Annotated in this window: 10 protein-coding genes; 7 read left to right on the top strand and 3 right to left on the bottom strand. The window is 68.5% G+C overall.

The genetic code is table 11. From position 1 onward, the window contains the following. Positions 1–100 precede the first annotated feature (100 nt). Together ACZ60T_RS20860 and ACZ60T_RS20865 are read right to left on the bottom strand one after the other, a co-directional pair. Complete coding sequence (locus ACZ60T_RS20860) at positions 101–991, bottom strand: Yip1 family protein (protein ID WP_469667196.1); 891 nt, start codon at positions 989–991, stop codon at positions 101–103. 214 nt (positions 992–1,205) lie between these two features. Continuing rightward, positions 1,206–3,473, bottom strand: coding sequence for a (Fe-S)-binding protein (locus ACZ60T_RS20865; protein WP_365628408.1), 2,268 nt, complete (start codon positions 3,471–3,473; stop codon positions 1,206–1,208). A 403-nt stretch (positions 3,474–3,876) separates the two neighbouring features. Here ACZ60T_RS20865 and dnaK point away from each other — a divergent pair, with 403 nt between their 5' ends. The 6 genes from dnaK to ACZ60T_RS20895 all read left to right on the top strand — a co-directional run bounded on the left by dnaK (position 3,877) and on the right by ACZ60T_RS20895 (position 10,958). Continuing rightward, a complete protein-coding gene (gene dnaK, locus ACZ60T_RS20870) occupies positions 3,877–5,721 on the top strand; it encodes a molecular chaperone DnaK (protein WP_365628404.1) in 1,845 nt (614 codons plus the stop codon). After that, positions 5,718–6,371 carry a nucleotide exchange factor GrpE gene (gene grpE, locus ACZ60T_RS20875; protein WP_252425159.1) on the top strand — a complete coding sequence of 218 codons (654 nt, stop codon included), beginning with the start codon at positions 5,718–5,720 and terminating at the stop codon, positions 6,369–6,371. Before dnaK ends, grpE begins: the two co-directional genes overlap by 4 nt. Before the next feature lie 69 nt (positions 6,372–6,440). After that, positions 6,441–7,616, top strand: a complete 1,176-nt coding sequence (gene dnaJ, locus ACZ60T_RS20880) for a molecular chaperone DnaJ (protein ID WP_365628401.1) — start codon at positions 6,441–6,443, stop codon at positions 7,614–7,616. Between the two features lie 4 nt (positions 7,617–7,620). Beyond that, complete coding sequence (locus ACZ60T_RS20885; protein ID WP_252425157.1) at positions 7,621–8,076, top strand: heat shock protein transcriptional repressor HspR; 456 nt, start codon at positions 7,621–7,623, stop codon at positions 8,074–8,076. Between the two features lie 496 nt (positions 8,077–8,572). Continuing rightward, positions 8,573–9,670 (top strand): sugar ABC transporter substrate-binding protein, encoded by a 1,098-nt coding sequence (locus ACZ60T_RS20890; protein ID WP_469667198.1) that lies wholly within the window; start codon positions 8,573–8,575, stop codon positions 9,668–9,670. A gap of 259 nt (positions 9,671–9,929) precedes the next feature. Further along, on the top strand, positions 9,930–10,958 hold the full coding sequence (locus tag ACZ60T_RS20895; protein WP_469667200.1) for a helix-turn-helix transcriptional regulator: 1,029 nt from the start codon (positions 9,930–9,932) through the stop codon (positions 10,956–10,958). A 6-nt stretch (positions 10,959–10,964) separates the two neighbouring features. Here ACZ60T_RS20895 and ACZ60T_RS20900 read toward each other — a convergent pair whose 3' ends face one another. Further along, positions 10,965–11,975 carry a helix-turn-helix transcriptional regulator gene (locus tag ACZ60T_RS20900; protein WP_469667201.1) on the bottom strand — a complete coding sequence of 337 codons (1,011 nt, stop codon included), beginning with the start codon at positions 11,973–11,975 and terminating at the stop codon, positions 10,965–10,967. 85 nt (positions 11,976–12,060) lie between these two features. On the opposite strand from ACZ60T_RS20900, the gene ACZ60T_RS20905 reads away from it, so the two are divergent. Next, complete coding sequence (locus ACZ60T_RS20905; protein WP_469667202.1) at positions 12,061–12,807, top strand: hypothetical protein; 747 nt, start codon at positions 12,061–12,063, stop codon at positions 12,805–12,807.

Consider the following 12,807-nt stretch of genomic DNA (forward strand, 5'->3'; position numbering starts at 1 on the left):
ACGCGCGTACGGCTCGGAGAGTCGAAGGAGCGTCGAAGAATCGTGTGGCCGGGGCAAAGGCCCCGGCCTCATCGTTTTCGTTCCAGGCTCTGAACAGGCCCTAGAACGTGCCCAGCTTGATGATCGACAGGATCGCGATCAACTGGATCGCCGACGCCCCCAGCGCCTTGGGCCACGGCAGGTCATGGGACTTGGAGACCATCAGGGTCAGCAGTGCCCCGGCCGCCACCCACGTCGCCCAGCCCAGGAGTTGGACGAAGGCCGCGTCGCCGCCGAAGAACATCGCGACGAACAGGCGGGGCGCGTCCGTGAGGGACATGATCAGCATCGAGAGGCCGACCGTGGGCTGCCAGGCGCCGTCGCCGCCGAGCTGACGGGCCAGGGTGTGGGTCACCACGCCCAGGATGAACGAGCTGAGCGCCATCGCCACGGCCGTCGTCAGCACGATGGGTATCGCGTTCGCCAGGGTGGCGTTGATCGCGTCCTCACGGGCCTGGTCGAAGCCGAAGACCGCGAGCAGGCCGTACAGGAACGTCACGATCAGGGCCGGGCCCCACATCGTGTAGTCCCGCATCTGCAGGAACGTGCGGTTCGGGGACGTCACGATGCCCGGCAGCAGCTGCTTCCAGTGCAGGCGCGGCCCGATCGGCGGAGCGGCGGCCTGGCCCGCGCGGTAGGTCTCGGCGTCGCTGTACGGGTCCTCGCCCAGGGCGAACGCCTGGGTGCTGCCAGGGTTGTTGGCCGCGTACGGGTCCACGGGCTGCTGGTAGCCCGGGTCGGCGTCGCCGAAGTACTCCGGCTCGCCGTGCCCCTGCGGCTCCTGCCACTGCGGCTGACCGCCGTAGGGCTGTGGTCTGCCGTACTGCTGCTGCGGCGCGGCGGGGTAGCCGTACGAGGGGCCCTGCGGGGCCTGCTGTCCGTACGGAGGATGTTGCGGTCGCCCTTGAGGGGCACGGTCCGGTCGGCCGCGCCCGTTCCTGAATCCAGCCACGCCTTCGAACGTACCTGGTTCCGGAGGGTGACGTACCGGCCCAGGGCCGGGGGAGCGGCATTGCGGCCGAGCTGTGACATCCCCTAGGGGGCCCGAGGCCGGGAATCAGGGGGCGCTCGTGGCCTCTTGGGGTTTGGGGGAAGCACAGACGGCAGAGGCCGGAGTCGCGGGCTGCGACTCCGGCCTCTGCCGTGGTGCGGGGGTGGAACGTCGGCTACTTCACCGGCTCGGGCTCCGGCTCGCTCGACGCCTGCTCGTCGTCGCTCGGGTCGGCCGGCGTCCTGACGGAGTCGAGGAGCAACTGGGCGACGTCGACGACCTGGATGGACTCCTTGGCCTTGCCGTCGTTCTTCTTGCCGTTGACCGAGTCGGTCAGCATGACGAGGCAGAACGGGCAGGCCGTCGAGACGATGTCGGGGTTGAGCGACAGGGCCTCGTCGACGCGCTCGTCGTTGATGCGCTTGCCGATCCGCTCTTCCATCCACATCCGGGCACCACCGGCGCCACAGCAGAAGCCGCGCTCCTTGTGGCGGTGCATCTCCTCGTTGCGCAGGCCCGGGACCTTACCGATGATCTCGCGCGGGGGCGTGTAGATCTTGTTGTGACGGCCCAGGTAGCACGGGTCGTGGTAGGTGATGATGCCCTCGACCGGCGTGACGGGGATCAGCTTGCCCTCGTCCACGAGGTGCTGGAGCAACTGCGTGTGGTGGATGACCTCGTAGTCGCCGCCGAGCTGCGGGTACTCGTTGCCCAGGGTGTTCAGGCAGTGCGGGCAGGTCGCGACGATCTTCTTGGCCGACTTCGGCTTCTTCGTCGCGGGATCGTCGTCGTCCTCACCGAACGCCATGTTCAGCGCGGCGACGTTCTCCATGCCGAGCTCCTGGAACAGGGGCTCGTTGCCCAGGCGGCGGGCGGAGTCACCGGTGCACTTCTCGTCGCCGCCCATGATCGCGAACTTCACGCCCGCGATGTGCAGGAGTTCGGCGAACGCCTTCGTCGTCTTCTTGGCGCGGTCCTCCAGGGCACCGGCGCAGCCGACCCAGTACAGGTACTCGACCTCGGACAGGTCCTCGATGTCCTTGCCGACGACCGGGACGTCGAAGTCGACCTCCTTGGTCCACTCCAGGCGCTGCTTCTTGGCCAGGCCCCAGGGGTTGCCCTTCTTCTCCAGGTTCTTGAGCATCGTGCCCGCCTCGGACGGGAACGCGGACTCGATCATCACCTGGTAGCGGCGCATGTCGACGATGTGGTCGACGTGCTCGATGTCGACCGGGCACTGCTCGACACAGGCGCCGCAGGTGGTGCAGGACCACAGGACGTCCGGGTCGATGACGCCGTTCTCTTCCGCGGTGCCGATCAGCGGGCGCTCGGCCTCCGCGAGCGCGGCGGCGGGGACATCGGCGAGGGCCTCGGCCGAGGCCTTCTCCTCGCCCTCCATGGTCTTGCCGCCACCGGCCAGCAGGTACGGGGCCTTGGCGTGCGCGTGGTCGCGCAGCGACATGATCAGCAGCTTCGGGGAGAGCGGCTTGCCGGTGTTCCACGCCGGGCACTGCGACTGGCAGCGACCGCACTCGGTGCAGGTGGAGAAGTCCAGCAGGCCCTTCCAGGAGAAGTGCTCGATCTGGGAGACACCGAAGACGTCGTCCTCGCCGGGGTCGGTGAAGTCGATCGTCTTGCCGCCCGAGGTCATCGGCGGCAGGGCACCGAGGGCCGTACCGCCGTCGGCCTCGCGCTTGAACCAGATGTTGGGGAAGGCGAGGAAGCGGTGCCAGGCCACGCCCATGTCGGTCTTCAGGGCGACCGTGATCATCCAGATGAAGGAGGTCGCGATCTTCAGGCCCGCGAAGAAGTACGTGAGGTTCTGGAGCGTGGAGAGGTCCATGCCCTCGAGCCAGGAGACCACCGGGTACGAGATGAAGAACGAGGCCTCGTAGCCGTCCACGTGGTGCTGGGCGCCTTCGAGGGCGTGCAGCATGAAGATGCAGACGCCGACGATGAGGATGACGCACTCGACGAAGTACGCCTGGCCGAAGTTGGAACCGGCGAAGCGGGACTTGCGGCCCGGCTTGTTCGGCTTGCTGAGCTGGCGGATCACGATCAGGGCGAGGATGCCGATGATTGTCATCGTGCCGATGAACTCGACGTAGACGTTGTACGGGGCCCACTCACCGAGGATCGGCAGGATCCAGTCGGCCTGGAAGAGCTGGCCGATCGCGTTGACGATGGTCAGCAGGAGGGTGAAGAAGCCCACCGCCACGAACCAGTGCGCGACGCCGACGACGCCCCAGCGGTTCATCCGGGTGTGGCCGAGGAACTCCTTGACCACGGTGAGGGTGCGCTGCTTCGGATCGTCGGTGCGGGTCCCGGCGGGCACGGGCTGGCCGAGCCGCATATGGGCGACGATCTGTAGGACGGCGCGGCCGAACAGTGCCACGCCGACCACGATCAGTACCAGCGACACGATGATCGCGGCGAGTTGCATTGGGGCTCCTCGGGCCTGCGAGGGGGTTTCCTCCCTCCGATGTACGTCCTGTGTACTCCGAAGGGCAATTACTAAGCGGTAACTTATGCAGTCCGTCTGAGACTACCCATATCTCTGGCGCACTGTAATGCCGTGCGCGGTGATCTGCGTCGCTGTGGGAACCCTTGCCTCCCGGTCCGCCGGTCCGAGCCGTCCTTCCCGTCCGACCGAAACGAACGCGCCACGGGGCATCCCAGGTCGGAGCCTGTCCGCCAAGACGGAACTGGTCTGTTCCGGCATTCGTTGCTGTTGCTGTGTGGCGTCGAACATAAGTTGAGTCAGGTTGACTCAGGTCTGTTGACGCCGGGCCGGGGCGTCATGCATCCTTGAGCCTGTTCCACTCAAGTCAGTTGGAGGAATCGAAATGGCACGTGCGGTCGGCATCGACCTGGGCACGACTAACTCCGTCGTCAGCGTTCTGGAAGGCGGCGAGCCCACCGTCATCACCAACGCCGAGGGCGCCAGGACCACGCCGTCCGTCGTCGCCTTCGCGAAGAACGGCGAGGTGCTCGTCGGCGAGGTGGCCAAGCGTCAGGCGGTCACCAACGTCGACCGGACCATCCGGTCCGTGAAGCGCCACATGGGCACCGACTGGAAGATCGAGCTGGACGGGAAGACCTTCAACCCGCAGCAGATGTCGGCCTTCATCCTCCAGAAGCTGAAGCGCGACGCCGAGGCCTACCTGGGTGAGAAGGTGACCGACGCGGTCATCACCGTCCCGGCCTACTTCAACGACTCCGAGCGCCAGGCGACGAAGGAGGCCGGCGAGATCGCGGGCCTGAACGTCCTGCGCATCGTCAACGAGCCGACCGCGGCGGCGCTGGCCTACGGCCTCGACAAGGACGAGCAGATCATCCTCGTCTTCGACCTCGGCGGCGGCACCTTCGACGTGTCCCTGCTGGAGATCGGCGACGGCGTCGTCGAGGTGAAGGCCACCAACGGTGACAACCACCTCGGTGGTGACGACTGGGACCAGCGCGTCGTCGACTACCTGGTGAAGCAGTTCCACTCCGGCCACGGCGTGGACCTCTCCAAGGACAAGATGGCCCTCCAGCGCCTGCGTGAGGCCGCGGAGAAGGCCAAGATCGAGCTGTCCTCGTCCACCGAGACCTCGATCAACCTGCCCTACATCACGGCTTCCGCCGAGGGCCCGCTGCACCTGGACGAGAAGCTCACCCGGGCGCAGTTCCAGCAGCTCACGGCCGACCTCCTGGAGCGCTGCAAGACGCCGTTCCACAACGTCATCAAGGACGCCGGCATCTCCCTCGGCGAGATCGACCACGTGGTCCTCGTCGGTGGCTCCACCCGTATGCCCGCCGTCGCCGAGCTCGTCAAGGAGCTGACCGGCGGCAAGGAGGCCAACAAGGGTGTGAACCCGGACGAGGTCGTCGCCATCGGCGCCTCGCTCCAGGCCGGTGTCCTCAAGGGTGAGGTCAAGGACGTCCTGCTCCTCGACGTGACCCCGCTGTCCCTCGGTATCGAGACCAAGGGCGGCATCATGACCAAGCTGATCGAGCGCAACACCACGATCCCGACCAAGCGGTCCGAGATCTTCACCACGGCCGAGGACAACCAGCCGTCCGTGCAGATCCAGGTCTACCAGGGCGAGCGCGAGATCGCGGCGTACAACAAGAAGCTCGGGATGTTCGAGCTGACCGGTCTGCCGCCGGCGCCGCGTGGTGTCCCGCAGATCGAGGTGTCCTTCGACATCGACGCCAACGGCATCATGCACGTGACCGCGAAGGACCTCGGCACGGGCAAGGAGCAGAAGATGACCGTCACCGGCGGCTCCTCGCTGCCGAAGGACGAGGTCGACCGGATGCGCCAGGAGGCCGAGCAGTACGCGGAGGAGGACCACCGCCGCCGCGAGGCCGCCGAGGTCCGCAACCAGGGCGAGCAGCTCGTCTACCAGACGGAGAAGTTCCTCAAGGACAACGAGGACAAGGTCCCGGCCGAGGTCAAGACCGAGGTCGAGACGGCGATCACCGAGCTGAAGGACAAGCTCAAGGGTGAGGACACGGCCGAGATCCGTACGGCCACGGAGAAGGTCGCGGCCGTCTCGCAGAAGCTCGGCCAGGCCATGTACGCCGACGCCCAGGGCCAGCAGGCCGCGGGCGGTGCCGCCGCCGGTGGCGCCGGGGCCAAGGCGGACGACGACGTGGTCGACGCCGAGATCGTGGACGACGAGCGCAAGGACGGTGCCGCGTGACGGAGGAGACCCCGGGCTTCGAGGAGAAGCCCGACGTCCCCTCCGGCGCCACCCCTGAGGACGCCGAGCCGAAGGCCGCCTCCCCCTCTTCGGAGGAGGCGGCGGCCCCGGCGGGGGACGCACAGTCCGCCGGACTGGTGGCAGAGCTGGACCAGGCCCGTACCGCGCTCAACGAGCGCACCGCGGACCTCCAGCGGCTCCAGGCCGAGTACCAGAACTACCGGCGCCGCGTCGAGCGTGACCGGGCCGCGGTCAAGGAGATCGCCGTCGCGAATCTCCTGAACGAGCTGCTGCCCGTGCTCGACGACATCGGCCGCGCACGGGACCACAGCGAGCTAGTCGGCGGGTTCAAGTCCGTCGCCGAGTCGCTGGAGACCGTCGTGGCGAAGATGGGTCTCCAGCAGTTCGGCAAGGAGGGCGAGCCCTTCGACCCGACGATCCACGAGGCCCTGATGCACTCGTACGCGCCGGACGTGACGGAGACGACCTGCGTCGCGATCCTCCAGCCCGGGTACCGCTTCGGCGAGCGCACCATCCGCCCCGCGCGGGTGGCCGTCGCCGAGCCGCAGCCGGGGGCGCAGACGGTCAAGGCCGAGGAGACGGGCGAGGCGGCCGACGACAAGGAGAACGGTGGCCCGGACGAGGGCTGACGTAGTCACGCGGATCCACGGGGAGATCCCTTCGGAGCTCCACGCGGAAAGGAAGGAGGGGCGTCGGGGATGAGCACCAAGGACTTCATCGAGAAGGACTTCTACAAGGTCCTCGGCGTCCCCAAGGACGCCACCGAGGCCGAGATCAAGAAGGCGTACCGGAAGCTCGCCCGCGAGTTCCACCCGGACGCCAACAAGGGCAACGCCAAGGCGGAGGAACGTTTCAAGGAGATCTCCGAGGCGAACGACGTCCTCGCCGATCCCAAGAAGCGCAAGGAGTACGACGAGGCCCGCGCCCTCTTCGGCAACGGTGGCTTCCGCCCCGGACCCGGAGCGGGCGGCGGCTCGTTCAACTTCGACCTCGGCGATCTCTTCGGTGGTCAGGGCGGCGGCGCCGGAGGCAACTTCGGCGGCGGCGGGATCGGTGACGTCTTCGGCGGCCTGTTCAACCGCGGCGGCGGCGCGGGCACGCGCACGCAGCCGCGGCGCGGCCAGGACGTCGAGTCCGAGGTCACGCTGAGCTTCATGGAGGCGGCGGACGGCGCGACGGTACCGCTGCGCATGTCCTCGCAGTCCCCGTGCAAGGCCTGTTCGGGCACCGGCGACAAGAACGGCACCCCCCGGGTGTGCCCGACCTGCGTCGGCACCGGACAGGTGGCGCGCGGCTCGGGCGGCGGCTTCTCGCTGACCGACCCGTGCCCGGACTGCAAGGGCCGCGGTCTGATCGCGGAGCACCCCTGCGACGTCTGCAAGGGCAGCGGCCGGGCGAAGTCGTCCCGGACGATGCAGGTCCGCATCCCGGCCGGGGTGTCCGACGGGCAGCGCATCCGCCTGCGCGGCAAGGGCGCACCCGGCGAGCGGGGCGGTCCGGCCGGTGACCTGTACGTCGTCGTCCATGTGAACGCGCACCCGGTCTTCGGTCGCAAGGGCGACAACCTCACGGTGACCGTGCCGGTGACGTTCGCGGAGGCGGCGCTCGGCGCCGAGATCCAGGTGCCCACCCTCGGCGGGCCCCCGGTGCGGCTGAAGCTGCCCGAGGGCACACCCAACGGGCGCACGATGCGCGCCCGCGGCAAGGGCGCGGCCCGTACGGACGGCACCCGAGGTGATCTGCTGGTCACCGTCGAGGTGAGTGTCCCGAAGGATCTGTCGGGGAAGGCTCGTGAGGCGCTGGAGGCGTATCGCGAGGCGACCGCGGGAGAGGATCCGCGCTCGGAGCTGTTCCAGGCCGCGAAGGGAGCATAAGGAGATGGACGGCCGTCGACGCAACCCGTACGAACTGACCGAGGAGACCCCGGTCTACGTCATTTCGGTGGCGGCCCAGCTCTCCGGTCTGCACCCGCAGACCCTGCGCCAGTACGACCGCCTGGGCCTGGTGTCCCCGGACCGTACGGCCGGCCGGGGCCGGCGCTACTCGGCCCGCGACATCGCCCTGCTGCGCCAGGTGCAGCAGTTGTCGCAGGACGAGGGCATCAACCTGGCCGGAATCAAGCGCATCATCGAACTGGAGAACCAGGTCACCGCACTTCAGTCCCGCGTCGCGGAACTGGAGTCGGCGCTGGACGGCGCGGCGGCGACGATGCGGCAGCGCGAGGCCGCCGTCCACGCCTCCTACCGCCGTGATCTGGTGCCGTACCAGGAGGTGCAGCAGACCAGCGCGCTGGTGGTGTGGCGGCCCAAGCGGCAGCAGCATCCGTCGGAATGACGCGCTGAGACAGTCCGTACGAACGCCCGGCCGGGGATTCCCGGCCGGGCGTTCGGCGTCGGGCGCGACGGTGTCGACGGCGAGTGTGACAGGAGTCATATCCCCCTCGTGGGCGGGGCGGCGGCCGTGAGGAGGCCGCGCGGAGCCGTCGGGCGCGCGCGTGCATGTGTGCCGGTGCGAATCCGCGAGGCCGGGCGCGCGGCGCGAGAGGCGCCGAACGGCGTTGCCGCGCACGGCAGTTGACGGGGTGCTGCGCGCGGCGTAGGCCCAGGTCAGGGTGAAGTGCCCGGCGTGCGAGGAGAGGTGAAGGCCTCTCACGTGAAACTCCCTTGACTTTCACACTGCTTCCACGCTGTCCCTGTTGCCATCTCGTTAACCGGTACTCCTTGACGGTGCGTACCGTCGCAACGTTGGCTTTCAGCCACCTGGGTCGCAATGCTGCTCCCCCGCCCGGAAGGCACCTGATGTGAACGCTCGTACCACCCGTAGGACCGCTGTGCGCCGTACCTGCATCGCCCTGGCCGCCGCCACGGCGGCCTTCTCCCTCACCGCGTGCGGTGTCTTCGGCGGCGGGGGCGGCGACTCCGTGGAGAAGAAGGGCAACGACATCACGGTGGGCCTCCTTCTGCCGGAGAAGGAGAACAAGCGCTACGAGAAGTTCGACTACCCGATCATCAAGCAGCAGGTCGCCTCTCTCACCGCGAACCAGGGCCGCGTCAGCTACGCCAACGCCGAGGCGGACGCGGACCGGCAGAGCAAGCAGCTCGGCCAGATGATCAGCGACAAGGTGGACGTGGTGCTCCTCGACGCCGTGGACGCCCAGGCCATCGCGCCGGAGGTGAAGAAGGCCAAGGACGCGGGGATCCCGGTCATCGCCTACGACCGGCTCGCACAGGGCCCGATCGACGCGTACATCTCCTTCGACAACGAACTCGTCGGCGAGGTGCAGGCCCGCGCGATCATCGAGGCGCTCGGCGACAAGGTGGCCGGCAGCAAGGTCGTCATGATGAACGGCGCGGACACCGACCCCAACGCGGCGCAGTTCAAGAAGGGCGCGCTCAGCGAGCTCCAGGGCAAGGTGAACATCGTCAAGTCCTACGACACCAAGGACTGGAAGCCGGAGAACGCCCAGGCGAACATGGTGCAGGCGATCCAGTCCGTGGGCGTCGGCAACATCGCCGCCGTCTACTCCGCGAACGACGGCATGGCGGGCGGTGTCATCGACGCGCTGAAGGCGGCGGGCGCGAGCAAGATGCCGCCGGTGACGGGGCAGGACGCCGACCTGGACGCGGTGCAGCGGATCGTGGCGGGCAGCCAGTACATGAGCGTGTACAAGTCGTACCGCGAGGAGGCGAACACCGCCGCGGAGATGGCGGTGGCCAAGGTCCAGGGCCGCTCCATCGAGTTCGACGCGCTGACCCGTGACAAGGTCGACAGCCCGACGCAGAAGCGGATCCCGGCGATGCTGGTGCCCGTGGTCGCGCTCAAGAAGAACACCATCAAGGAGACGGTCCTCCGGGACGAGATCTACACCGTCGAGGACATCTGCACCGCTCCCTACCGTTCGGCCTGCGCGGCGATCGGTCTGAAGTAGCCTCCGGGCCCGTGCCGCCCGGTCGGCCCGCCGCAGCACGACGGAAGGTCCCGCGGCGGGAAGATTCCCGGATGTTCCGTGCGGATTCCGGGCGTTGACGGGGCGGAGCCGTGTTGCGGAGGCGGGCGGGGCCGCGCATAGTTGCGCTGCGAAGGCGTGCGGAGCGCGACGGGAGCGCCGTACGGGCGCATGCCAGGGACGGCGCCGGCACGTCGCGTCGCGCAGCCGCCGAAGCCAGGAACGGAGCCAGGGGTGGAAGATGGCCGGGCACGGGTCGGACACGCATCCGCACGGTGCTGACCGGCTCTGCGAGGCCGGACACGCCCTGTACTCCCGGGCGGTGAGCCGCGGCCGGGTGCCCCGCGCCGACGGCGCGGCGGTGCCCTGCCTGCTGGAGCTGGGGCTGCTGCACCCCGACCCCGACGACATGGACCGGCTGGTGCCGACCTCCCCGCAGGAGGTCATGACCCGGCTGCTGCGCGGCATGCACAAGGAGGTGCGCGCGAGCCAGGCGCGGGTCGGGACGGCGGTCGCCGCGGTCGAGTGGTACGCCGGGCTCGGCGGCCGGGAGCAGGGCCTGGCGAAGGGCATGGCGATCCGCGTCCTGGACGGGCTGACGCGGATCCGGGCCGCGATGGACGAGGCGACCGAGCGCTGTACGAGCGAGGTGCTGGCGGTCCAGCCGGGCGGGATCCGCCGCGAGGACGAACTCACCGAAGGGCTCCACCGGGCGCTGGAGATGCGCCGCCGGGGCGTGCGGATGCGCGACCTGTACACCCATGTCGCCCGGCACGGCCAGGGACTGCGCACCTATATGGAGCTGATGGGCGACGCGGCCCAGGCGCGCACCCTGGACGAGGTGCCCGAGCGGCTGATCCTCTTCGACCGCACGGTCGCCTTCATCCCGGCCAACACGGACCGCACGGTCGCCCTCGAACTGCGCCACCCGGCGCTGATCGACTACTTGGTGACGGTCTTCGAGCGGCTGTGGCAACTGGCGGTCCCGCTGGCATCTCCGCTCCCGGAGACGGGCATCGACGGCATCAGCCTGCGGGAGCGCTCGATCGCGGCGCTGCTCGCGGAGGGCCACCAGGACGCGGTGATCGCCGAACGCCTGGGGATCAGCGTGCGGACCTGCCGCGCGCACATCGCCCGGCTCTCGGAGACGCTGGGCGCGGCGAGCCGTACGCAGTTGGGCGTCCGTATCGCCCAGGCGGGCCTGGACGGACCCCCGCGCCCGCGGCCCGTCCCGGCGTCCGGTGTTCCGAAGGGCCCGGCCGGTCTGTGAGCGCGCTCAGGAGTCCTGGTTCAGGATCCCCGACCGGGCGATGAGGAAGCCGAGTTGGGCGCGGCTGCCGCTGCCGAGGGCCGTGGCCAGCTTGGCGATATGGGCGCGGCAGGTGCGGACGTTCATGCCCAGGCGCCGGGCGATGGCCTCGTCCACATGGCCCTCCACCAGGAGTTTGGCGATGGAGTGCTGGATGTCGGTGATGCCGTCGGGGGCGGTCCGGTAGGGGGCGCCCGCGGTCAGCGGGACCGCGCGGTTCCACATGAACTCGAAGACCTTGATGAGGTAGCGGACGAGCCCGGGGTGGCGCAGCTCCAGCGCGACCTGCTGGTCGTCGCGGGTGGGGATGAAGGCGACGGTCTCGTCGCAGATGATGAGGCGCTCCACGAGTTCGTCGATGGTGCGGTACTCCACCTTGCCGTTGGTCAGCCGGGAGACATAGGCGAGTTGCTCGAAGTTGAACCGGACCGTGTGCTGATACAGCGTCTGGATGCGCACATCACGTTCGACCAGTGCCTTGTCGCGGTCGAGCCCCTGAAGGATGGTGCGTTCGGAGAAGCGGTTGCTCGGCTGGACGGTGAGCACCTTGCTCTGGCACTGCGTCGTGGCGAGGTCGAGCGCGGCGTTGATGCGGTCGCTGCCCTCCAGCACCGAGATCGAGTGGGTGTTGGCCGTGGTCTGGGCGCTGAGCGCCATGAACGGCTCGAAAGCTTCGGAGAGTTGAACGGACCGTCGCCGGTTCTCCGCTATCTCGCGCTCGATGGGGTTGAGACGCTGCGCCAGGGCGACGGCGGGCGGGACGGGGCGCAGCCAGTCCGGGTCGTCGGGATCGGGGTAGAGCAGGGCGAACTCGATGAGACAGGGCGCCGGTTCCACGTCACGGCGGGCGATACGTCCTGAGCGCAGGGCGTCCGCATAAAGTCGGCCACCTGTGTCGCACAGTTCGGTTGCCGTATGGGGATGTGTCGCATTGGTCTGATTCACTGGCAAATCTCCACCCCCCAGGGTCCTGAACATGCAGGAACATGATGCACCGATCGTGTGGCCATGACGTGCCCGAATGAGCCATCGTCGTATCGGACGGGGGAAAGGGGACTCTCAAGTGAGGACGAAGCTGACAATGGGAAAGAAAACGCTTCGCTCGGTACTTGTCGCCGCCTTCTCCGCCGCTGTGGCCTTTGGAGCACTTGGTGGCCTCTCTGCCGCGAAGAGTCATCTTCCGGCGGATACGAAGTGGCCGGTTTCGGCAGACAGCAAGTCGCCGGTTTCGCCCGTGGACACGAAGTGGCCTGGTGACACCAAGTGGCCGGTTGTGCAGGCGGACACGAAGTGGCCTGGTGACACGAAGTGGCCGGTGGTACCGGCGGACACGAAGTGGCCTGGTGACACGAAGTGGCCTGTTTCGCCCGCCGGTGACACGAAGTGGCCGGTTGTGCCCGTGGACACGAAGTGGCCGGGAGACACCAAGTGGCCGGTGGCGCAGGCGGACACCAAGTGGCCGGTTTCACCCACGGACACCAAGTGGCCGGTTGTGCAGGCGGACACGAAGTGGCCTGGTGACACGAAGTGGCCGGTCGTGCAGGCGGACACCAAGTGGCCTGGCGACACGAAGTGGCCTGTATCGCCCGCCGGCGACACCAAGTGGCCCGTATCGCCCGCCGGTGACACGAAGTGGCCTGTATCGCCCGCCGGTGACACGAAGTGGCCGGTGGTGCCGGTGGACACGAAGTGGCCGGTCGTGCAGGTGGACACCAAGTGGCCCGGTGACACCAAGTGGCCTGTGTCGCCCGCGGACACCAAGTGGCCGGTGAACGCGTCCACGGCATCGGCAGACCAAGCCTGGAGCTGA

The organism is Streptomyces sp. NPDC104371 (assembly GCF_055583785.1).